Below are 23300 nucleotides of genomic sequence, written 5' to 3'. Positions count from 1 at the left end.
GTAACAATAGCCTTATCATTGCCTCTAATTAACAAATACAGAGAAACAATGATGAGCAGAGCAGGAAAATATGTAGAAGTTGTTTTTTGGGTTTTAGCGCTAACGTTATTGGCCACCGCTGATCCTCACGAACATCATTTTACACTATGTCCACTAGCAAATTTAGGTTTCGATTGGTGTCCGGGATGTGGTTTGGGAAGATCAATAACGGCCATCTTTCACGCTGATTTTAATGCAAGTTTTAGGCAACATTGGTTTGGCATTCCAGCTTTATTGATTATCCTCTACCGCATTTTTCAGTTATGTAAACAATTGATTATTAAACAAAAAGACTATTTTAATTATAAGGAGGTTTAGCCATGTTCGATCAAAACTTTATGTCATTACCAGGTATCAGTCCTGAAGAATATTCATACTTACAGTCAGCAACACAAGGTTTAAATGAACAACAGTTGCGTACATTTTTAATGATCTACTCTAGCAAGAGAAAAAATCCGTCGGATATATTATTACTTTGCTTAATAGGGTTTTTAGGCTTCGCAGGAATACACCGTTTTGTTGTAGGGCAAATTGGAATGGGCATACTTTATTTCTTAACCGGTGGTTTGTGTATGATTGGTACCATCGTTGATTTGATAAACCACAAGCAACTTGCATTTGAGTACAACCAAAAAATGGTTTTCGAAAGCATGCAAATGGTAAGAATGAGCAATTTCTAAAAAAAAATCACACACAAATGTCAATCCCTACGGGCTAAAACCTGTAGGGATTTTTTATAGCCCTCTAAATCTCCCCTGAAGGGAGACTTTCATCGCTGGTTATCTCCCTTTGGGGAGAGATGTCCAAAGGACAGAGAGGAGCTGTTTAGCTAATTTTCATTACTTTTACTCCATGAAGCTGTCCGAAATCACCAATTTCCTAGAATCCATAGCACCATTGAATTATCAGGAAGATTATGATAATGCGGGTTTGATTGTTGGAAACCCCAGCCAGGAGATTAATGCTGCTTTGGTATCGTTAGATTGTACCGAGCAAATAGTAGATGAGGCAATAGAAAAAGGGTGTAATCTGATTATTTCGCATCATCCTATTGTTTTTAAGGGGTTGAAAAAGCTTAACGGAAAAAACTATGTGGAGCGAGTGGTTTTAAAAGCAATCAAAAATGACATTGCTTTATATGCTATACATACTAATTTAGATAGTGTGCAAAATGGCGTTAATGCAAAAATCTGCGAACAATTGGGTGTAATAAATCCTAAAATTTTGGTGCCTAAATCGGGCATTCTAAAAAAGTTGGTCACCTTTTGCGAACATAAGGATGCTGCCCAATTGCGTGAAGCTTTGTTTAGCGCCGGTGCGGGAAATATCAGTAACTATAGCGATTGTAGCTTTAATGCTGAAGGTATTGGTACTTTTAAAGGCAATGAGTTGAGCAATCCTACCTTGGGGCAGCAAAATGTTAGAGAATATGCAAATGAAACCAGAATAGAAGTTATTTTTAAAACGCAGGATGAGCGTAAATTGCTTACCGCTTTGTTTCAGAACCATCCTTATGAAGAAGTAGCCTATGATATTTATGCGTTAGAAAATCAGCTTCAAAATGTTGGCTCCGGCATGGTGGGAGATTTAAGTAATGCTTTAACTGGAATTGACTTTCTGCAAATGGTGAAACAGCAAATGAAAGCCAGGGCAATTAGGCATACAGCAATCATCGATAGGGAAATTAAAAAAGTGGCTGTTTGTGGTGGTTCAGGGAGTTTCTTGCTCAAAAATGCAATAGCTGCTGGCGCAGATGCCTTTGTTACAGCAGATTTTAAATACCATGAATTTTTTGATGCCGAAGGAAAAATAATGATTGTTGATATCGGACATTTTGAAAGTGAACAATTTACATCTAATTTGTTGATAGATAATATTCAAGAAAAATTTCCTAACTTTGCAATCCGTTTAACGGAGCATAACACAAACCCCATAAATTATTTCATTTAATGGAACAAACAGTAGAGCAGAAGCTAAAGGCTTTATACGAATTACAAAACATACATACCAAAATTGATAAAATACGCCAAATTAGAGGTGAATTGCCAATTGAGGTTGCCGATTTAGAGGATGAGGTAGCTGGTTTGGAAACCCGTATACAAAAGATTAAAGCGGAGTTGGATGATACGGAAGATGCAATTGTAACCCGTAAAAATATGATCAAAGAGGCTCAAACTTTGATTAAAAAATATGATACTCAATTAAAAGAGGTTAAAAACAACCGGGAGTATGATGCTTTAACTAAAGAGATTGAAATCCAAAATTTAGATATTCAGGTAAGTGAGAAAAAAATCAGAGAATTTGGTTTCGACATCAATAACAAAACCGAAATTTTTGAAAAAGCTCAGGCAAATTTGGATTTGAGAAAAGGTGATTTGGAAGCTAAGCGTTCTGAGCTTGAAACCATCACTTCGGAAACTGAAAAAGAAGAGCAAGACTTACTAAAGAAAGCAGAAAAAGCTCAAGAAAATATCGAAGATCGTTTATTGTTTGCTTACAATAGATTGAGAAAAAATGCAGTAAATGGCTTAGCTGTAGTAACTATCGAAAGAGATTCTTGCTCTGGATGTTTCAACAAAATTCCGCCTCAACGCCAGTTAGATATCCGCCAGCGTAAAAAAGTAATTGTTTGCGAACACTGCGGCCGTATTTTGGTAGACGAGGCTTTAACCCATGAATTGGCAGAAGCTTAATCAGTACACAACCAACCAAATATAAAATTGAAGTCCCGATTTACGTCGGGATTTTTTTTTACTGAAAAAAAGCCTTTCCTTAAAAAAGGTTTTTGAAAACAAGCAATTATTAAATGCGTTATATAGCTTTGTTTACATCAAATTACTAACTCAGTTTTATGCCCTTTAAGCCAATAATTCGTTTATGTTTACTGCTCTTCATCTTTATATCAAATCCTTTTTTTGCTTCAGCTAATTTCGATTTTAACGCTAACTGCTTAAAAGCCTATCAAAATATTTTCGAACTAAAGCTTAACACAGCCCGGCAAATGGTTGCAGCTGAGAAGAAGATTCACCCTCGGAATTCCATCGTACCACTGTTAGAAAATTACATTGATTACTTTTATTTGATTACTACTGAAAGTAAAGCAGAGTTTGAACGACTGGAAAGCAGCAAGTCTAGCCGTTTAGATCAAATTAGTAGTGACGATAAAGCATCACCTTACTATTTATATGCACAGGCAGAAATTAACTTACAGTGGGCTTTGATTAGAAGTAGGTACGGAGCCTATTTTGCTGCAGCTAGAGAAATTAATAAGGCTAACGGATTATTGAAAGATAATCAAAAGAAATTCCCAGGGTTTCATTTAAATCTTAAAGGCCTAGGGTTAATTAATGTAGTATTTGGAGCATTGCCAGATGGTTTCATGAAATCTACCTTATCCACTTTTGGGGTAAAAGGTGATGTGCAAACTGGTTTAAATCAGTTGGATAAATTAGCTGAAAATCTTCCTAAATCATCTTATGAACCGTTTTACGATGAGGTAGTATTTTACTATGCCTACATCTTAACCGATGTTGCAAAGAGTGCACAAGCTTACAGCAAAACAATGAAGTACACAGCAAGAATAGCGGATAGCAGTTTGCTAAAAACTTATCTTCAAGCTTACGTTTGTGCTAGGAATGGTAAAAATGATCAAGCAATAGAAATACTAGAAAGCAGACCGAAAGGCGTTGTTTACCAATCATTTGCCTATCTTGATTATCTGCTAGGCGTGGCCAGGTTAAATAAACTAGACTTTGGTGCTTCTGCTAGTTTCAATCAATTTCTACAACAGAATAAGGGTGTCAATTACGTAAAAGACACCTATTTGCATCAAGCATGGATTTCTCTTTTAAAAAACGATACCGGAAGCTACCAGAGTTTGATTGGTAAAGTAAAAAATAGCGGCGCAACTTATGCGGAGAAAGATAAGCAAGCGTTAAATGAAGCCAACTCTCCAATGCCAAAAATGGAGTTATTAAAAGCACGTTTACTTTATGATGGCGGTTATCTCACCAAAGCGTTGGCTGTGTTGGGAGATATGAAACAGGATGAGCTTAAGTCTGCAAAAGATAAAACGGAGTTTGCTTATAGAATGGGTCGCATTAATGATGATTTAGGAAAGGATGATGCTGCGCTGTCGCATTACCAAGCAGCAATCAATAACGGCAAGGACTTGAAATATTATTATGCTGCTAAAGCTGCTGTTCTGGCAGGCCTCGTTTGTGAGAAACGAAAAGACTTTGGTAAAGCTAGAAATTATTTTAATACAGCAATTAGTATGAAAGACCATGAATATGAGTCTAGCATAGAAAATGAAGCAAAGCAGGGCTTGAAAAGAATTGGCGGTTAAGCCCTCTCTCCCTTCCGGCAGCTAGCTTAAAGGGAGAGAAGGCAATATTTAAAATCATGCAAGTCTTCCACTAGAGGAAGATTTATCGACTAAAACTTATAAACTATTGCATTGATGTGCATGCCTGCACCAACGGATGCGAAAACAGCATAGTCGCCGTTATTAATTTCGTAGCCATCGATTTTGTTCTTTAAAACCAAGTCTATCAACGTAGGAACGGTAGCAACTGAGCTATTGCCTAGCCAAGAAATTGTCATAGGCACTAATTTTTCTGGTACGGTGTCTTCTCCGTAAAGCTTAAATAGTCGCTTCATAATGGCGTGATCCATTTTACCGTTAGCTTGGTGGATGAATACCATTTTTATACGCTTAACGTCAATACCAGATTTATCTATAGCTTGCTTGACTAGTTGAGGTACGGTAATTACTGCAAATTCATATAATTTGCGGCCTTTCATTTTGATATAGGCATTGCCGCTACTGTCATAAGGATTGTTACTGTGGCCCATGGTTAACATCTCGGCATGACTTGCGTAGGTTTGGGTTTTGTGCGATAAGATGCCTACAGGTTCTTGACTTTCTCTGGCTTCTAAGATCGTAGCTCCAGCACCATCTGCGAAAATCATACTATCCCTGTCATGCGGGTCAACAATTCTGGATAAAGTTTCTGAACCAATCACTAAAACTTTTTTAGCGTCACCAGATCTAATTAAGTAATCAGCCTGTATCATCCCCTGCACCCATCCAGGGCAACCAAATATTAAATCAAAAGCAACACAGTCAGGATTATTTATACCTAGTAATAATTTAACCTTCGCAGCTAAAGCAGGCAACATATCAACCCGATTGCTCCCAACTTTTACGTCCCCAAAATTATGGCAGAATAAAATATAGTCTAAACTTTCTTTATCAATTCCGGCATCTTCAATTGCCTTTTGCGCAGCAATTAGCCCTATATCGTGGTTAAGTTGACTGTCGTCGATGTATCTTCTCTCGTTAATTTCAGTGATGTCGGCGAATTTTTGAATAATTTCTTCGTTCTCTTTATCAATCTTAACACCACCATCAAAGAAGCTGTGCTCAATAAAATGTTTACCAGCAATTACATTGGTAGGAATACAACTGCCCGTTCCAGTAATCACCGAATAGATTTTGTTCATTGTCATAAATTTACACTTTATACCAGTTCGGTATTTAGTATAAATCTATGATTTTTTATGTTTTAAACAAAATCGTTAACTAAAAAATGAAAGGTAGTTTCATCTAAAATATGTTTTAGCAATTCGATATTAGAGAGCAACATATTCGGCATTTCTTAAGATGTGAGGGCCAATGTGCTTACTCAGTGATTGAGGTGTCACAATTTCAACTCTGCGTTCAAGTAATTCTTCCAAGTAAAAAGATAAGGCAATGAAGTTATCGTAGTTCTTCTTTTCGGGTACAAACTCAACCAAAAAATCAACATCACTTTTATCTGTCGGCTTATCGGAAACAAAAGATCCGAAAATACTTAGTTTAGCAATGCCGAAAGATTTAAGTTTATTACTGTTGTTTTTAAGGCGTGTTATTAATGTTTTTTTATTTTCTATCGCTGCCATATAACAAATATAAGTATTTGATTTCGGATAAATCCTAACCATATTTATCGTTCGGGAGCTATGTAAGGCTGATAATTATTGGTCTTTTAACTAAAATCATCAACCAAAAAAACAAAAAGCTCTTTTGGGCCGTGTGCTCCCAATACCAATGTTTTTTCAATGTCGGCGGTACGGCTGGGTCCAGTTATAGTGCTAACCATAGATGGGATTTGGTTGCCATATTTGTTTTTCAGCAGCTGGAAAGCATCTTTTAAATCTAGAACTAGCTGGCCTGTGCGGGCAATTACTATGTGTTGGTGCGGAAATATGCTTAACCTTCTGCCTGCAGCATTATTGTTGCTCACCATTACAGATCCGTTTCTTGCAATTAGCGCCTCGCACATGGTAATACCAACTTCAGCTTGCTCGAAGTCTTTATCTGTTTGATAGAAGGGAAATTCGTAAGTGCTTAACAGTGCTTGGAGTTCGGGTTCCCAACAATAAATTTTACGCCACTTGAACCTGTCAGCAAGTTCTAGGATGTTCTCGATGAAATCCACACCGTTTTCGCAGAAGATGAAATTCCCAGCCACAGCAGTCAATTGCTCTGCAAATAAAATCTCTAATTCCTCCTCATTGCGTTGGTATAAAGGGCTTTCTTCCAAATTTGGATAAGGATTATCTCGCTTTTCAAGCAATGCTTTCCTTATTTTTTTCAGCATCAGCTCTTTCGGTGTGATGTTTTCTTTCATTGTTGCAAAGGTAATTTAGTATCCGTTCAAAAAAAAATCCTCCGAAGAGGATTAATTTTATTATTGTTCAATGTCCTTATTTTCAGGCTTGGGATTTTCAACTCCAGCCACCGCCGTATCGGTGATTGCTTCCTTATATGCATCTGCGGCTAGAAGTTCTGTACTTTCTTTATCAAAAGGTCTTTTGCCAAAAATCTCTTCCAAATCTTCCTTAAACAACACCTCCGATGTCAGTAATTTATCTGCTAATTTCATCAAGTTTTCTTTGTTGTCAGATAAAATTTGCAGTGCTCTTTGGTACTGTTCCTCAATAATCTTACTCGCTTCTTCGTCAATAATTCTAGCGGTAGCTTCGGAATATGGCTTGGTAAATGTTTCCTGACCTCTCGAATCATAATAAGAAATATTACCTAGCTTATCGTTTAAGCCGTACATAGATACCATTGCGTAAGCCTGTTTGGTAACTTTTTCTAAATCACTAAGTGCGCCCGTGCTGATTTTGTTGAACATGATTTTTTCAGCTGCTCTACCACCCATGGTGGCGCACATTTCGTCTAAGATCTGTTCTGTAGTGGTAATACTACGTTCTTCGGGCAAATACCAAGCCGCACCTAAGGATTGACCACGAGGTACAATGGTTACTTTGATTAGTGGGTGTGCGTGTGGCAACAACCAAGAAACAGTTGCGTGTCCGGCTTCGTGGAAAGCAATGGCGCTTTTTTCTTCTTTAGTTATGATTTTGTTTTTCTTCTCTAAACCACCAATTATTCGATCAACAGCGTCCAAGAAATCTTGTTTGGTTACTGATTCGTGGCCTTTTCTGGCAGCAATTAATGCAGCTTCGTTACAAAGGTTAGCAATATCAGCACCAGAGAAACCTGGCGTTTGTTTAGCCAAGAAGTTGATATCGATGTCTTTCTCTAATTTAATAGGCTTCAAGTGCACATTAAAAATGGCCTTACGCTCATTGATGTCAGGCATGTCTACATAAATCTGCCTATCGAAACGCCCCGGACGTAATAAAGCGTTATCCAAAACATCAGCTCTGTTGGTGGCTGCAAGGATAATAATTCCAGAGTCGGTACCAAAACCGTCCATTTCCACTAGTAACTGGTTCAAAGTGTTTTCGCGTTCGTCATTACCGCCCATCACACTACCTTTACCACGGGCACGTCCAATAGCATCAATTTCATCAATAAAAATGATACATGGCGCTTTATCTTTAGCCTGTTTGAACAAATCGCGTACACGTGATGCACCAACGCCTACAAACATCTCCACAAAATCAGATCCTGATAGAGAGAAGAAAGGAACTTGGGCTTCTCCGGCAACTGCTTTAGCCAACAAAGTTTTTCCTGTACCCGGCGAACCTACTAAAAGTGCCCCTTTAGGAATTTTACCTCCCAAATTGGTATATTTTTTTGGGTTTTTAAGGAAGTCAACAATTTCCATTACTTCGGTTTTAGCTTCTTCCAAGCCTGCAACATCATTAAAAGTAATGTTTACCTGACTTTCTTTGTCAAATAGTGTAGCTTTTGATTTTCCGATGTTAAAGATTTGGCCTCCACCGCCGCCGCCACCACCGCTCATCCTGCGCATCATAAAGATCCACAGACCAGCAAATAATAATAACGGTAATATAAAATTAATGAAGATACCTCCCCATGGATTAGATTTAGAAGTCGTCTCAACCGGAACTTGATTTTCCGCTGGAACGTTAGCCTGAGATTTTTCGAGTTTTTTGGCTAATAAATCTGCCGAAGCTTCATTGAAGTATACCATTGGGCCAGTATCTTTTCCGAAGCTGCTTTTGGTTCTGAATTTATCGTATTTTGGGTCTTTCTTTTTGTTTTCTTTGATGTACACTTCAACGCGTTGCACATCATCCAATTTGTAGGTTACCAGCTTCTGTACATCACCAGGAACGAGCATTTCCTGCTCAAAAGTTTTGTAAGATACTTGTTTTGCGTTATCAGTAGTGAATAAAAAATTAACCGCAAACAAGCCGATAATGATAGCTGCATACACCCAAAAAATGTTAAATTTCGGCGTTTTTTGAGGACGTTTAGGCAAGTTAGGCAATCGCTTACCTGGTTTGTTTGATTTATCGTTAGAGTTGTTTTCCTGTTTCATGTTAATAAAATGTTTTTAAGGTTATGCACTTTTAAAAGAGGTGGTTTCTGCATCTCCCCATAAATCTTCTATTCCGTAGAAGTCACGTTTCTCTGTTCTAAATATATGAACAACAATATCTAAATAGTCTAATATAATCCATTCAGCATTATCAAATCCTTCTTTTCTCCACGGATTAGTCTTGGTAAGTTTGTAAATCTCATCTTCTACGCTATCGGCAATTGCTTTTACTTGTGTAGAAGAATCTGCGTTGCAGATTACAAAGTAGTCGGAAACTGAACTGCTCAGCTCCCTTAGGTCCAATCTCACTATATCGTTTCCTTTTTTTTCTTGAATGCCTTGTACGGCTATTTCAGATAGGTATGTAGAAAGGTTTTCATTTTTCTTTTTTACCATTAAAAAAATTAATTTTGGTCTTCAATTAAGTATAAAAATCAACACTTGCAAAATAACACTTTTTCAACATTATTTGTTGGTCAAAATCTTATCAAATTATCAGCGGTTGATTCAACTAATAATTATCTAAAAAACTTATTGTCAAATTCCGAGCCATTGCCCGAAGGTACTGTAATAATGGCAGACCACCAATACGCTGGTCGAGGTCAGCAAGGTAACGTTTGGAAAGCTGAAGCAGGAAAAAGTTTAACGTTTAGTTTGTTGTTAAGGCCAAGCTTTTTGCCAGTACACCAGCAGTTTGATTTGAATATGTTGGTTTCTATTGCGTTAAACAATGCTTTGCTTAAATATCTACCAAATCATTTAAGTGTAAAATGGCCTAACGATATTTATATTGGAGACAGAAAAATAGGTGGTATTTTAATTGAGAACGTGATTGCTGGCAGTTCAATTAAACAAAGCATAATTGGCATAGGTATTAACGTAAACCAAATAAGTTTTGATGATGAGTTGCAGGATCGCACGGCATCCATATCGCAAATTTTACAACAAGATGTAAATTTAATGGTGCTTTTAACGGAAATTTGTACTCAAATTGAACAGTTGTACTTAAAATTGAAATCTGGGAGAAGTACGCAATTAAAAGAGTTGTACGTTAGTAAGTTGTACAGATTAAATAAATTGAGCACTTATAGCGCTAATGGACAGATTTTTGAAGGGATGATTGAAGGGGTAAGTGATGCGGGACTACTTAAGATTAGGGTTGGAGATGGCACAACGAGGGAGTTTGGATTTAAGGAAGTAGCTTTTATTTAATTTTAGCGAGAAATTTTGACTAACTATATTATAAACACATGAAAAAAATCACATTAATTTTTGCGATGGTAGTAATGGCTACCGTTAGCGCTTTCGCACAATTAGAAAACCCAGTAACTTGGCAATATGCTGCAAAGAAAACTGGAAAAAATGAGGCTACTTTGTATATCAAGGCAAACATTGATGGCAACTGGCATATTTATTCACAAAATATAAAGCCGGGTGGTCCAAATAAAACGCAGTTTGCATTTACGCCATCTAAGGATTTTTCGCTAGTTGGTAAAACGTTGGAACCTAAGCCAATTACCAAATACGAAAAAGTATTTAAAATGGACGTAAGCTATTTCGAAAACGAAGTTGTATTTACCCAAAAAATAAAGCTTAACAAAGCTGCTACTACAGTTAAAGGTAAGGTAGAATTCATGGTGTGTAATGATACCTCTTGCTTGCCACCTAGCGAAGTGAGCTTTAGCATTCCGGTTAAGTAAAAATAGTTGAAGAAAGAAGGGGTGTTTAGCATTCCTTCTTTTTTACATTTAATAACTCACTTTTTCTACAAGTAGTAGATTTTACCAATGTCGCAATATGGTAAATGTTTACTAAAGTAATTCCTTTAAGCTTTTAGTGAGAACAACAACCAAACTTTAGCTAAGCTTCTATGACATAAGTGTGATACGCTGATAATTAGAAAATTATGGCTAATTTCACACCCTCAACACAACACACAAATGAAGAAATTTAACTTATTGATGGTGCTATTACTAGCGCTATTCATGCTATTCAACGTTGGCGAAAGTTACAGCCAACAATCTACTCAAGACACTAGCGCTACATCAACTGATATGGGCGATATCGAGTTTACTACGATAGGCTCAAAAGAGGATAGTTTGGCCAATAGCCAAGTAACTGGGGCAACTGACACCACAGACGCAACAAAAATTGATACTTCGGCAAATAAAGCGGTTACGGCCGTTAAATCAGCTGATGCTAAACCGAATTCGCTTTGGGTAACTTTTGGTTTGGGTTTGTTGGCTGGTTTGGCAGCATTCTTTTTACCTTGTATTTTCCCGATGGTACCTTTAACGGTAGGATTTTTTACCAAACGAGCTGAAAGCAGAGCTAAAGGGATCAGAAGCGCCATAATTTACGGTTTGTCAATTATTTTGATTTACGTGGGCTTAGGCGTAATTATTACATTAATTTGGGGAGCTAGCGCATTGAACCAAATTTCAACGGATGGATTTTTTAACATTTTCATCTTCATTATCCTATTGATTTTTGGAATATCTTTTTTAGGGGCATTCGAAATTATGCTCCCAAGTTCGGTAGTGAATAAGTTGGATGCTAAATCAGACTCAAAAGGTTTGGGAGGTATTTTCTTTATGGCAGCTACTTTAGCGGTAGTTTCATTTTCTTGTACTGGACCGCTTATCGGAACTTCCTTAGTGGCTATCAACACCGACTTGCTTACGCCAATAGTGGTAATGTTCGGTTTCTCTTTATCTTTGGCCTTGATTTTCACCACTTTCGCAATCTTTCCTAGCTTAATGACAGGTTTGCCTAAGTCAGGAGGATGGCTAAACGCAGTGAAAGTGGTATTGGGATTTTTAGAATTGGGATTATCATTAAAGTTTTTATCTACGGCAGATTTAGCTTACCACTGGGGCATTTTAGATAGAGAGATTTTCCTTGCCATTTGGATTGTACTGGCAATTTTATTGGGCGTGTACTTGCTGGGTAAAATCAAGTTTTCGCATGATAGTGATTTGCCTTATGTGTCGGTACCTCGTTTGTTTTTAGCAACTGCTTCTTTTGTTTTTGCGGTTTACTTAATTCCAGGGCTTTGGGGTGCTCCGTTAAAAGCAGTTAGTTCATTGGTTCCGCCTTTATCTACCCAAGATTTTGTAATTGGTGAAGGCAGTGCGGTAAGTTCATCGGCTGATCATTCTGGCAAGAAGAAAAAGTATGCTGATTTTCTGCATATCCCACATGGCATTGATGGCTACTTTGACTATGAAGAAGCATTAGCTTATGCTAAAGAAGTTAAAAAGCCGTTATTTCTAGATTTTACCGGTCACGGATGCGTTAATTGTAGGGAGATGGAAGCCAAAGTTTGGTCGGATAAAAATGTATTAAAGCGATTAAAAGAAGATTATATCGTTGTTTCTTTATATACGGATGATAAAACGGCTTTACCTGAAGCAGAACAATTTTATTCAAAAGTCTTGAAAACTCAAGTGAACACAGTTGGAAAAAAATTCCAACATTTGCAGGCGGAGAGATTTGGAACTGTTGCTCAACCTTATTATGTTTTATTAGATACGAAAGGCGAAGTATTAGTTTCTCCTCCAATAGGTGTAGAATATAATATTGATGCTTACTTAGGTTATCTTGACAAAGGATTATCAGAGTTCGCTAACAGAAAATAATGAGTAAAATACAAAATATAGGAGTACTTACTTCGGGTGGCGACGCTCCCGGGATGAATGCTGCAATTAGAGCAGTAGTTAGGGGTAGTTTGTACTATCAACTGAAAGTAACGGGAATTTTAAGAGGCTACGATGGATTAATAAATGCTGATTTTATTCCAATGGAAGGTAAATCGGTTGCCAACATTATCCAACGTGGAGGCACCATTTTGAAAACGGCTCGTTGCGATGAATTCAGAACAAAAGAAGGAAGGGCTAAAGCTTACAAAAATTTAGTAGACCATCAAATTGATGCTTTAGTTGTAATTGGAGGCGATGGGACTTTCACAGGCGCAAATATCTTTTCACAAGAATATGATTTCCCGATCATCGGTTTGCCCGGCACAATAGATAACGATTTAGAAGGTACCGATTTAACGATAGGTTACGATACTGCCATTAATACAGTAGTAAATGCAGTGGATAAGATCAGAGATACTGCAGAATCACATGATCGTCTGTTTATCGTTGAGGTAATGGGTCGCGACTCGGGGTTGATTGCGTTGAGAAGTGGTATTGGCGTAGGTGCTGAGGCTATTTTAATTCCAGAAGCTAAGATGACTACCGAAGATTTAGTGAATCGTGTAGAGCATGGTCGTAAAGATAAGGCATCAAAAATTATTGTGGTAGCCGAAGGCGATGAAGCAGGAGGTGCCTATAATGTTGGAGAAATTTTAAAGAAAAACTTCCCTCATCACGATATTCGCGTATCCGTACTGGGGCACATTCAACGTGGCGGGAAACCAAGTTGTATGGATAGAGTTTTGGCCAGTCGGTTGGGTGTTGCCGCTATAGAAGGTTTGCTGGAAGGTAAATCCAAAATGATGGTAGGACAAATTAATAAAGAGATTGTTTTTACTCCTTTTGAAAAGGCAATCAAGCACATTGATGCGGCCCAGATTTCACCGGCATGGTTGCGTTTAGCGGAAATTTTATCTTTATAAAAAGTATTTATATTTAGTAGGATAAAGCTGGCATGTTGATGCCGGCTTTTTTTTATTGTTCGAAAAAGCATATATTGAGCATGAAAAACATCTCTATCTATGCTTGTTAAAACCTATGGGAGTGCCGTTTATGGCGTTGATGCCATTACTATTACGATTGAGGTAAACGTTGGCGCTGGCAATAAATATTATATGGTTGGCCTGCCCGATAATGCCGTAAAAGAAAGTCTGTTTAGGGTTGAAAGCGCCATCCGTCTAGCCGGCTATCACATGCCACGGCAAAAAATCCTCGTTAACTTGGCACCAGCCGATATCAGGAAAGAAGGATCTGCCTACGATTTACCTATCGCTATTGGTATTTTAGCGGCCTCCGGGCAAATTGATGGTGCTAAATTAGAAGAATACATTATCATGGGCGAACTGTCTCTCGATGGCGGTTTACAGAGTATTAAGGGTGCCTTGCCTATTGCCATACAAGCTCGCAAAGAAGGTTTTCAAGGATTAGTTATTCCAAAAGTTAACGCCAATGAGGCAGCAATAGTAAATGATTTGGCTGTTTATGGCATGGATACTTTGTCTGAAGTAATTGAGTTTTTTACTGGCAAATCGCAGCCGCAACCCATTAAAGTGGATACCAGAGCCGAGTTTTATAAGCAAATTAACAGCTACGAACAGGATTTTTCGGACGTAAAGGGACAGGAAAATATCAAAAGAGCTTTGGAAATTGCAGCCGCAGGAGGCCATAACGTGATTTTGATTGGTCCGCCGGGAGCTGGTAAAACCATGCTGGCCAAGCGCTTGCCAACCATACTGCCACCATTGAATTTGCAGGAAGCATTAGAAAGCACAAAAATCTATTCGGTAGCAGGTAGGCTCAACACGGCTACTGCTTTGATGACCGAGCGGCCTTATCGTGATCCTCACCATACCATTTCCGATGTGGCATTGGTAGGCGGCGGAATGCACCCTCAGCCAGGAGAAATTTCTTTAGCGCATAATGGCGTTTTGTTTCTCGATGAATTGCCCGAATTTAAGCGGACCGTGCTAGAAGTAATGAGGCAACCTTTGGAAGATAGAAAAGTGAGCATTTCGCGAGCTAAATTTTCTGTGGAATATCCAGCCAGTTTTATGTTGGTAGCTTCTATGAATCCATGTCCTTGCGGCTTTTACAATCATCCTGAAAAAGAATGTCTATGCGGACCTGGCGTAGTGCAAAAGTACTTAAGCAAAATTTCAGGGCCGCTTTTGGATAGGATCGACTTGCATGTAGAAGTTACACCGGTTAATTTCTCAGAGCTTTCTTCTTCACGGCCTGCCGAAAAGAGCAGCTTGATAAGAGAACGAGTAATTAAAGCAAGAGGTCTGCAGGATGTACGTTTTGCAGATGTAGAAGGGATGCATAGCAACGCACAAATGAGCGCAAATATGGTGAGAAGAATATGCGAAGTAGATGAAGTTGGTAGGGGTTTAATTAAGCAAGCGATGGAGAAATTGGGCTTATCAGCAAGGGCTTACGATAGGATATTAAAAGTTTCCCGCACCATCGCTGATTTGGCAGGTAGCGAAAAAATTGAAATAGAACATTTAGCCGAAGCAATACATTATAGAAGCTTGGACAGGGAAAGCTGGGCGGGTTAATGATTATTTCCTTGCCGATGGAATCAATCTAACGGCAAGGAAAATCAGTCTTTTAAAAACTTATCGATGATAATCCCAAGATCCTCTACTTCATCATTATCTTCGATCACAGGTTCGTTGGTTTTATAGTCAATTCGGACCCATTTTTTACCGTTAAGTTTAGTGATGAGCAGGTATTCTTCTTCCATTTTGAAAACGGTAAAACAGTTGTCTTCTTCTACAACTACTTCGTAAATCGAACCTCGAAGTTTAAACTGAAAACTATCTTCCACTAAAATTCCTCCTCCTCTTCCTCTTCGTCTTCAGGATTTTCTTTGTGCCACTCGATTAATTTACCTAGCGCATTTACTTCCTCATCCGGCTCAAAAACAGGAGTGCCAGTTTCGTTATCAAACTTGATCCATTGTTCTCCGTCATCTTTTTGAATTTGAAGATATTCCTTTCCCTCTTTATAAATGGTATAAGTTTCATTCCCCTCGGGAAAAATGGCATAATTGGTATTGTTGTATTCTAAATCAAAAGGCTGCATTTTGTAAAGTAAAAAGTAAAAAAGTAAAATTAACTTAGGAGCTCCCGGATATCATCCTTGCTTAAAGATTTAAAGAAACTTTCTTCCGTAGTGATTAACGAACTTGCTAACGATTTCTTTCTTCGCTGTAAGGCTAGGATCTTTTCCTCAACTGTATCTTTGGAGATAAATTTATAGATGAACACTTTTTTGTCCTGGCCAATACGATGTGTACGGTCAATAGCTTGCTGCTCAATCGCTGGGTTCCACCACGGGTCGAGGATAAATACGTAGTCGGCCTGCGTTAAATTTAAACCCACACCACCCGCTTTTATCGAAATCAAGAATACCCTCACCTGCTCATTTTGCTGGAATTCGGCTACAATTTCGCCCCTGTTTCTGGTGGCGCCGTCTAAATAAGCATAGCTGATATTCTCTCTTTCCATATACTGCTTGAAAATCTCCAAATGCTTTACAAACTGAGAAAAAATCAGCACTTTGTGTCCGCCCTTCAGCACATTATCCAACGTATGAATTACATTTTCAAATTTGCCCGAATCCGAGTGATACTCATCGTCAATCATTACAGGATGATTAGCGAGCTGGCGTAGAGCGGTTAAGCCCTGCAAAATTTGGATCTGCTTTTTAGCGTAAGTTCCGTTGTCCATACTGCTCAGCAAATCGTTACGGTAGGCCGATTTAGTTTTTTCGTAGTATGCCGCTTGGTCTTCGCTCATGTCGCAGTAAAAAATATGCTCTGTTTTAGGGGGCAATTCAGCAGCAACTTGCTCTTTCGTACGTCGTAAAACAAAAGGTTTTATGATAGCCTGCAACTTTCTAGCTTTATCTTCATCCTTCTTCTTTTCAATAGCCTGGACATATTCTTCATTAAAAAAAGATTGTGTGCCAAGCAAGCCCGGGTTGAGGAAAGTGAGCTGTGTCCATAAATCACTTACAGAGTTTTCAATTGGCGTACCGCTCAGCACCAAACGATGTCTAGATTTCAACTGTCGTACTGCTTTGAAAGATTTCGAAGAAGGATTTTTGATGTTTTGACTCTCATCTAAAATGATGTAATTGAAGTAAAAGCCTTGCAGTAAATCGGCATCTACACGAGTTACTCCATAAGTAGTTATTACAACATCATATTTGCTAAAGCGAGAAATTTCCTTGTTCCTGTTGGTGCCAGTATGTGAAAGTATTTTTAACGATGGCGTGAATTTTTTAGCTTCGTTAAGCCAGTTGTAAATTAAAGAAGTTGGCATTATAATTAAAGAGGTGCTATGCTTTTCTTGTTGTGCATCCTCCTCTTTCATTTTTTGCAGCATGGCCAACGTTTGAATGGTTTTACCCAAACCCATATCATCGGCTAGGCAACCTCCAAAATTATATTCGCGTAAGAAGCTAAACCAATTGTAGCCAGCCTTTTGGTAATGCCTTAAATCGCCTTTAAAATTAACCGGCATCGAAAAATCTTCTATTTGCTCAAAGTCGTTTAATTTTTGCAGTTTTCTGTCCAACGCAATGTTGGCGATACTATCCTCGGCTAAATCATTAATTAAACCTACGTGAAACTTTTTAAGCTTTAAGTTTTTGCCTGCATCAGCTAAGCTAAAAAGGCTGCTGTATTGTGTAAACCATTTTTCAGGAATAATGGCAATCTCTCCATCCGGTAAAACAAATTCTCTTTTTTTATGGAGGATATGCTGTTTTAACGATATAAATGGTATAGGATGCACTCCAAAATAAACGATGGCATTGATGTCAAACCAATCATTGTCTTCCTTAATTTCGAAATCAATTTTGTTGCTGCCCAATACAAAACGTTTGGCGCTGTTAGCTTGCTCAATATCGAAATCTTGCTCTTTTAACAGTTCAATATGTTCGTTTACCCAGCTGATGATCGCATAGGCAGGATCTTGATTTTCATTTACGACGGGCAGCTCTAAATGATGAAATAATGCACTCACTTTTTTAAGTCCAAGTGAGGTTAAAGTGCTAAATTTTTGCTGCTCCCATTCGAGGTTTCGTTTTACTCTGGTAAAGGTGTAATTGTCGCCATCTTTATGCAAACGCACCGTTACTTTATGATCGTTTCCCATGGCAAAAGTGTACTGCCCATATTTGAAATAAAGCTGTATTTGCGATATGCCGTTTTCTACGTAAATTACCTTTATCGTTGCTTTAGGCTCGTGTTTTTCGGTTTTAATTTCAAAGCCCTCAGCGTAAACGTGATATTTTTCGATTAATGGCGCTACAAATTTTTCAAAATAAGTGGCTTCGGTAGCTTTGGGGATGGTAATGTAACGTTTGTTGAGGAAAGGAGTGAGCTTTTTACCTTCAAAATCCTGTTCGAAAAAATATAGTACGTCATTTAAAAAAAGCCATGCTGGTTGGTTGCAAATCACCTGCGCTTCTTTAAACATGAAGTCTATCCTTAAGCCTTGGTATTTGATGGTAGGGAAGTACCTAGTTTCTACCTCGTTTCTTCTAAAGTGAAACAAAATGGTAGCAGGTTCGGTAGCCAATTCTATTTTCCTTTCGGCAGGCCAACCATCTTTATCCATCAGATACAAACCTCCCTTAGTTTTTAAAATTTCGAGCACTTCTGCCAAACGCTTTTCAATTTTTGGCCTTACGCTATCGTAAAATTTCTGGTCGTAAAATTTGCTGAAAAACTCAAATGGCCTAATTACCTTTTTGTAGTATTTCTTGATAATGACATCTTGCTCGGTTTCATCTAAAATTTTAATCAGTTTAAAATCTAAATCGCTCAGATGTTTAGCAAACTCTTTTGCCGTGTGGGTAAATAAGCGCTGGTAAGTAAGCGAAAAATCGCCTTGTGGATTTAGCTGAACAATGTGCGGTTCAATTAGATAGCCCAAATAATCATGTTTGCATAATGAATATACAATTTGACACGGGGCTGAACTATTTACTCGCAACATCGATGGTTAATGAAAATTATTAAAAGGTAAGCTGATTAAAATTTTTAAACTTACAGTAAATAGTTGTTTTTTCAAAGAGAAAGCTAAAAACGTTATTTGATTTTTGTAGCGCTTAAATTATCTGAAAAGCAGTTTTAGTGCTGCTGTTCGTTGTTTTCCCGCAACACGCTTTATACCGAACTGGCGTCGGGATGTCCGCTGCTATCGGCTGACAATGTCTGTGAAAGGCTTTGCGTTCTTTGCGTAACTCTTACTTTCTTTGCATTAAAAAAACCGCAAAATTTTGAAAGTTTTCGCAACGAACGCGAAGATGATTTGGCGACATGAGTATTTGTAGCGTAGTTTCAATGGTTTGGTTTTTTTAAATCCTTTCAGATAGCTACCAGTAGAAGTGGAAATACTTTTTGTGTGAGATTGCTTCGTAATAGATTTCTCTCTGCGTTCGAAATGACAGAACAGCGTATAAAAAGATTGTAACGAAAAGGGAGGTGCATTTGCCAATAAACACTAACATTCTTTCCCTAAAACTAAACATCTACACGAAATTCCTTAAAAAAATCGATGCCCGTTGGTCGAAAAATTACAGGCGTTGGTCTAAGCTTAACTACCTGTGGTATAAAACACTAAATGGGCATGCAACCTTTTGTGATTCTGCAAGTCTTATTACCGAAAGCTTTCCAAAATGGACAGCGATAAACAGAAATTTTAACAAATAAAAATATTAAGGTTATGAAAACTTCTATTAAAAATTTATTCTCAGTAGTATTAGGTGTAATCACTATTTCTACTTCGGCTTTTGCAACAGATGGCATCACTAACAATGTAAAAACTACTGCAAGTGTAAAAGCAGTAACCATCCTAAACGAGGTTAAAAACATCAACAAAATTGTAGCTACAGGTAATGTAGAGATTTACTTGGTGCAGGCGCCAACGGAAAGCGTAAAAGTTTACGACAGCTACTATTCAAAAAATGCTTTGGTGCAGCAAAAAGATGGCGTGTTGCGTATCAGTTCCTTCGAGAAAGAGCCATTGGCAGTAACGGTTTATGTACGCAATATTTCGGCTATTGAAGCAAGCGATAATGCAGTGGTGAAAACTTACGGAAAAGTGAATTTCTTGAGCCTAGATGTGCTATTGAAAGATAAAGCTTCGGCAGAAATTGATGCAAAAACGGTAAACCTTTATACTTCGGTAAAAGATGAGGCAAGCTTAAAGTTGAGCGGTAGCACTGAGCAACACTATGCATTAATGGGCACATCAGCAAAAATGAGTACTGGAAACTTTATTGCTGCAAGTGCTGATGTAAAATCAATTGCACCAGCCTACAGGGCACAGGCTAAAGTGGTAGCTAAAACTTTAGAAGCAATTGCGAGTAACGATGAACATTTGTTAGCTAAATAAAAATCCGCTCCCGCAAAGGGATTCCATATAAATGTAAAAGGCAGTTTCTGAATGAGGAACTGCCTTTTTGGTTATGTAATAAAAAGCTAAATTGCTTCAAAATCTGTCTTATGCAAAACTTAAACTTATACCAAAACTTATTTGGAGTATTTGCCGCTATAGGCCCGCTATCTGCTGAACTGAAAAATGCTATCATTGAAAATAGTAGCATCGCAACTTATTCTAAAGGTCGGATATTGTTGTCTGAAGGTGAAAAAAGCGACACCATTTATTTTATCATAAGCGGTGCAGTAAGAATTTACTATCTAAATAGCAATGGTGAAGAAACCAACACATGGTTCTTGTTTGAAAACGAACTGCTAATTTCTGTCTATAGCTTTTTTACTTCGAATCCTAGTTTCGAGTACATGCAAGCAATGGAGGACTGTACGCTGATAGTGGTAAAAAAAGAAAGACTAGATTGGCTCTATAAAAACTTTTTGGAATTTAATATTATTGGACGCAGATTGACGGAACTTTACTACGTACGTAATGAGGCGCAAACAAATGCGCTACGCATGCTTTCAGCGAAGGAACGTTATCAACAACTTATTGTGGCGCAGCCAAAAATATTGCAGAGAGTTTCGTTGACTCACATTGCTTCTTATTTGGGAATTAGCAGAGAGACTTTAAGCCGTATTACAAAAATTAGCACATTTTTCATTTTGTGACATTTGTCAAAAGTTAGCTTTTAGCAGCATGATATCTTTGAAGTACAAAAATCAGATATCATGAAAAAACATTTATTGAAGATTAGCGTGGTAGCGCTATTGCTGGTCGGCAACTGGGGCTGTAGAAAGGACGGGCCTATTTTAGTTACAGATGAGTTAAAGGAACTAAAGAGCTTTTATAACCAAAACAAGCCGGATGCAAGTAGTATTTTCAGGAATACTAGCCCAAACTGGTCGGAGGTCAGTACATTGGGAACGGATGGATTTACGGTTTATGAGGTACATTTAGATAATCCCGATAGGGTTGGATTAATGTCCAATATTTCCAAAACTAAGGAGCCCACTGAATTTGAAAATACACATGGGCTTAAAATGCTGTTCTTTGTGGAGGGGAATGGAAAAGTTGCCAAGGGCTGCTATATGGCTGTCGAGGCAAGTACAACAGCCGAACTAGCAGAAGTGCATTACAAGAATGCTGGAGGACTTAACGGCAACGTAATCTACTATAAGCTGGATGGCACCATGAGCAATGGCATAGCCTATGTCGGAGGAAGAGCCAGGCATCGCATTTCATACCTGCCAGATAGCGAAATGTTTGCAATAAAGAACGGCGATGGCAGTAGGATGGCACATGGCTGTACCATGCGCTACATTGAAACTGGATATTACTACTGTGTATTTACACCCTACAGTGAAAATTGCGGTTGGCAGAGCACTGGTTACTCTGGATTTCCTGTGTGCGATAATAGTGGTGGATATGTAGATAACGATGTTGAACAGGGGTTTGAGGGTGGCAGTGGTGATAATGTAAATAGTAGCTCTAATATTATTCCTTTAAACCCATACCTGCCAGGCTACGATAAATCACCTATAGATCCAAAAAAATACGCAAATTGTTTCAAAAATATTCAAAACGCTGGAGCGACCTATAAAGTTGTTGTACAAGTACAAGAACCAACACCTGGAATACGTTTAAATTATGGTGTCAACGGTGTCGGTCATACTGCTATAACATTGATAAAAAAAGGCAGCAATGGTGTAACAGTTTCACAAACCATCGGGTTTTATCCTTCAGGGAATAAGTTCAGCAGCCCATCAAAAATGGTGGATAATGCTAAAAAATCTGATGAAAATAACAATATAGAATTTACCGTTAGTATGGAATTTGACTTAGCGGGAAATGTACAAGCGTTCAACAAGATATTGGATGGTATTTCGAATCCTCCAGCTGAGTATGAACTTTAGGTATGAATTGCACAGCATTTGTAGTAGGAGTTTGCAACTTAGGAGGAATACTCTTCCTAATGCATTAAACGGCGTGGCTACCTTTTATGATCCATTAAATTTAGTTCAGGCTATGACACCTAGTGAGTTAGGAGCTAGTATGCGAGAGGCTAAAGCAAATGGCGATAGCAGAGTTAAATCAAATCCGGCGCCGACTCAAAATCACGGGCCTTATAATTAATTACGATACCATCATCAGTGAAATTATGATAACAAAACAAATCTCGAAATTGGTTTATATTCTGAACATCGTGATGTTCATCTTCATATTATGGCTTAGTTATAAGCATTATTTAAACAGTCCAGGAAAAGGTATCGATGATTTTCTTTTGGCACTTTCTATCTGTGTTTTGAGTTCGTCATTTGTAGTTAAATCCTTGAACCACAACAACAGCAGACAAATGTTGAACTGGCTAATTGGAGGGTTAATATTTACTTCATTGAGTGGCGCTTTTATATTTTATGAGTTAGATATTTATGTTGCGGCTATTAGCATGACGCAGTCATTATTTATGGTATTTATTATTTTAATTAGATGCAACGTGAAGAAAATAAAAATCTGCAGCACAGTGTATTTAGTTTCAAGTCTCATTATTGCGGTACTACCCTTATGTGCTATTGGTCTCATAGTTTTTGGGACGCTAAAACGTATTTTTCTTGGGGTTTAATCAGATTGTGATGTTGTCAACCTCATTCGTTTTCAATAGGTTGCCTATAGCATTTTAAGTAAGCATCGTAAAAGAATAACATTTTCAATATGAAGAAACTAATTAGTATTTATTTGCTTTTAATTATAGCAACATCCTGTCTTGCTCAGAAAGAGAAATTTACAGTAGACGAAGAAAGATATTATCAAACAGTTGTCTCTTTATTTCAGCAGTTTAAAAACAAACAATATGATACTACTCAAAGAGCTGCTGTATTTAAGCAGTATGTTTATTTTGATAATATATTAGCTGATACTTCAAAAAACACAATTCTACAGAGGATAAAATTTTTTGATGAAGTTTTTCCGCGAATGCTACATTACGTTGATTCTGTAGGCATGGAGAATTTGGATGCCGCACCAACCAGATTATTCAAAGCGGATAAAAATTTCTTTAAACCATTTGAGTCCGAGGAATTAAAGGACCTTCTTCCTTTTACGTTAACCTACTATGATAAAAATACGCCTGAAAAGCCAATTGGAGTATTGTTGTTTGAACCTAAAACTCACAAACTGTTAGCTTGGATTTTGTTAAACCAAGGAGGATATTATTACTTTCTTACATTTAACATGGTTTAATGACAATTTCTTTAAATTGAAACTTAAATACGAAAGTAGAGAGCTGTTCAGTA

Annotated in this window: 23 protein-coding genes; 15 read left to right on the top strand and 8 right to left on the bottom strand. The window is 37.8% G+C overall.

Annotated elements, in window-relative coordinates; translation table 11 throughout:
• Nucleotides 1–48 precede the first annotated feature (48 nt).
• From ACY2A0_RS06155 to ACY2A0_RS06135, 5 genes are all read left to right on the top strand, one after another.
• Nucleotides 49–357, top strand: coding sequence for a DUF2752 domain-containing protein (locus ACY2A0_RS06155; protein ID WP_461788690.1), 309 nt, complete (start codon nt 49–51; stop codon nt 355–357).
• A gap of 20 nt (nt 358–377) precedes the next feature.
• Nucleotides 378–719, top strand: a complete 342-nt coding sequence (locus ACY2A0_RS06150) for a TM2 domain-containing protein (protein WP_461788689.1) — start codon at nt 378–380, stop codon at nt 717–719.
• A gap of 172 nt (nt 720–891) precedes the next feature.
• The gene (locus ACY2A0_RS06145) at nt 892–1989 is read left to right on the top strand and encodes a Nif3-like dinuclear metal center hexameric protein (protein ID WP_461788688.1); all 1098 of its coding nucleotides are present in this window, start codon (nt 892–894) and stop codon (nt 1987–1989) included.
• Nucleotides 1989–2732: a zinc ribbon domain-containing protein gene (locus ACY2A0_RS06140; protein ID WP_461788687.1), complete on the top strand. Its 744-nt coding sequence runs from the start codon at nt 1989–1991 to the stop codon at nt 2730–2732. Before ACY2A0_RS06145 ends, ACY2A0_RS06140 begins: the two co-directional genes overlap by 1 nt.
• A 308-nt stretch (nt 2733–3040) precedes the next feature.
• Nucleotides 3041–4387 carry a tetratricopeptide repeat protein gene (locus tag ACY2A0_RS06135; RefSeq protein WP_461788686.1) on the top strand — a complete coding sequence of 449 codons (1347 nt, stop codon included), beginning with the start codon at nt 3041–3043 and terminating at the stop codon, nt 4385–4387.
• Between the two features lie 89 nt (nt 4388–4476).
• On the opposite strand, the gene ACY2A0_RS06130 is transcribed toward ACY2A0_RS06135, so the two are convergent.
• The 5 genes from ACY2A0_RS06130 to rsfS form a co-directional block, all read right to left on the bottom strand.
• Nucleotides 4477–5547 (bottom strand): 3-oxoacyl-ACP synthase III family protein, encoded by a 1071-nt coding sequence (locus ACY2A0_RS06130; RefSeq protein WP_461788685.1) that lies wholly within the window; start codon nt 5545–5547, stop codon nt 4477–4479.
• A 129-nt stretch (nt 5548–5676) separates the two neighbouring features.
• A complete protein-coding gene (locus tag ACY2A0_RS06125; protein WP_461788684.1) occupies nt 5677–5985 on the bottom strand; it encodes a nucleotidyltransferase family protein in 309 nt (102 codons plus the stop codon).
• Between the two features lie 86 nt (nt 5986–6071).
• Entirely contained in the window at nt 6072–6716 is a 645-nt protein-coding gene (locus ACY2A0_RS06120) for a LutC/YkgG family protein (protein WP_461788683.1), read from the bottom strand.
• A 60-nt stretch (nt 6717–6776) separates the two neighbouring features.
• Nucleotides 6777–8849, bottom strand: coding sequence for an ATP-dependent zinc metalloprotease FtsH (gene ftsH, locus ACY2A0_RS06115; protein WP_461788682.1), 2073 nt, complete (start codon nt 8847–8849; stop codon nt 6777–6779).
• Between the two features lie 21 nt (nt 8850–8870).
• Nucleotides 8871–9245, bottom strand: a complete 375-nt coding sequence (gene rsfS, locus ACY2A0_RS06110) for a ribosome silencing factor (protein WP_461788681.1) — start codon at nt 9243–9245, stop codon at nt 8871–8873.
• Nucleotides 9246–9290: 45 nt separating this feature from the next.
• Between rsfS and ACY2A0_RS06105 the strand changes: the two genes are divergently transcribed.
• From ACY2A0_RS06105 to ACY2A0_RS06085, 5 genes are all read left to right on the top strand, one after another.
• Nucleotides 9291–10061 (top strand): biotin--[acetyl-CoA-carboxylase] ligase, encoded by a 771-nt coding sequence (locus ACY2A0_RS06105; RefSeq protein WP_461788680.1) that lies wholly within the window; start codon nt 9291–9293, stop codon nt 10059–10061.
• Nucleotides 10062–10099: 38 nt separating this feature from the next.
• Nucleotides 10100–10549 carry a protein-disulfide reductase DsbD N-terminal domain-containing protein gene (locus ACY2A0_RS06100; RefSeq protein ID WP_461788679.1) on the top strand — a complete coding sequence of 150 codons (450 nt, stop codon included), beginning with the start codon at nt 10100–10102 and terminating at the stop codon, nt 10547–10549.
• 240 nt (nt 10550–10789) lie between these two features.
• Nucleotides 10790–12490: a protein-disulfide reductase DsbD family protein gene (locus tag ACY2A0_RS06095; protein ID WP_461788678.1), complete on the top strand. Its 1701-nt coding sequence runs from the start codon at nt 10790–10792 to the stop codon at nt 12488–12490.
• Entirely contained in the window at nt 12490–13473 is a 984-nt protein-coding gene (pfkA, locus tag ACY2A0_RS06090) for a 6-phosphofructokinase (RefSeq protein WP_461788677.1), read from the top strand. Before ACY2A0_RS06095 ends, pfkA begins: the two co-directional genes overlap by 1 nt.
• Before the next feature lie 99 nt (nt 13474–13572).
• Entirely contained in the window at nt 13573–15111 is a 1539-nt protein-coding gene (locus ACY2A0_RS06085; RefSeq protein WP_461791290.1) for a YifB family Mg chelatase-like AAA ATPase, read from the top strand.
• Between the two features lie 44 nt (nt 15112–15155).
• Here ACY2A0_RS06085 and ACY2A0_RS06080 read toward each other — a convergent pair whose 3' ends face one another.
• From ACY2A0_RS06080 to ACY2A0_RS06070, 3 genes are read right to left on the bottom strand one after another with little or no spacing between them, the layout of a single operon-like run.
• Nucleotides 15156–15383 (bottom strand): hypothetical protein, encoded by a 228-nt coding sequence (locus tag ACY2A0_RS06080; protein WP_461788658.1) that lies wholly within the window; start codon nt 15381–15383, stop codon nt 15156–15158.
• A complete protein-coding gene (locus tag ACY2A0_RS06075; protein WP_461788657.1) occupies nt 15383–15640 on the bottom strand; it encodes a hypothetical protein in 258 nt (85 codons plus the stop codon). The genes ACY2A0_RS06080 and ACY2A0_RS06075 overlap by 1 nt, the downstream gene beginning before the upstream one ends.
• A gap of 29 nt (nt 15641–15669) precedes the next feature.
• Nucleotides 15670–18567, bottom strand: coding sequence for a DEAD/DEAH box helicase (locus tag ACY2A0_RS06070; RefSeq protein ID WP_461788656.1), 2898 nt, complete (start codon nt 18565–18567; stop codon nt 15670–15672).
• Between the two features lie 729 nt (nt 18568–19296).
• Between ACY2A0_RS06070 and ACY2A0_RS06065 the strand changes: the two genes are divergently transcribed.
• From ACY2A0_RS06065 to ACY2A0_RS06045, 5 genes are all read left to right on the top strand, one after another.
• Entirely contained in the window at nt 19297–19968 is a 672-nt protein-coding gene (locus ACY2A0_RS06065) for a GIN domain-containing protein (protein WP_461788655.1), read from the top strand.
• Between the two features lie 110 nt (nt 19969–20078).
• Nucleotides 20079–20678, top strand: coding sequence for a Crp/Fnr family transcriptional regulator (locus ACY2A0_RS06060; RefSeq protein WP_461791289.1), 600 nt, complete (start codon nt 20079–20081; stop codon nt 20676–20678).
• A gap of 60 nt (nt 20679–20738) precedes the next feature.
• Nucleotides 20739–21923 (top strand): hypothetical protein, encoded by a 1185-nt coding sequence (locus tag ACY2A0_RS06055; protein WP_461788653.1) that lies wholly within the window; start codon nt 20739–20741, stop codon nt 21921–21923.
• Nucleotides 21924–22168: 245 nt separating this feature from the next.
• A complete protein-coding gene (locus ACY2A0_RS06050; protein WP_461788652.1) occupies nt 22169–22630 on the top strand; it encodes a hypothetical protein in 462 nt (153 codons plus the stop codon).
• An 89-nt stretch (nt 22631–22719) separates the two neighbouring features.
• Nucleotides 22720–23247 (top strand): hypothetical protein, encoded by a 528-nt coding sequence (locus tag ACY2A0_RS06045; RefSeq protein ID WP_461788651.1) that lies wholly within the window; start codon nt 22720–22722, stop codon nt 23245–23247.
• Nucleotides 23248–23300 lie beyond the last annotated feature (53 nt).

Source organism: Pedobacter sp., assembly GCF_965249885.1.
In the GTDB taxonomy this organism is placed as follows: Bacteria; Bacteroidota; Bacteroidia; order Sphingobacteriales; family Sphingobacteriaceae; genus Pedobacter.
Note: the sequence above shows the minus strand (reverse complement) of the source record. Positions and strands in the feature narration are given on the sequence as shown.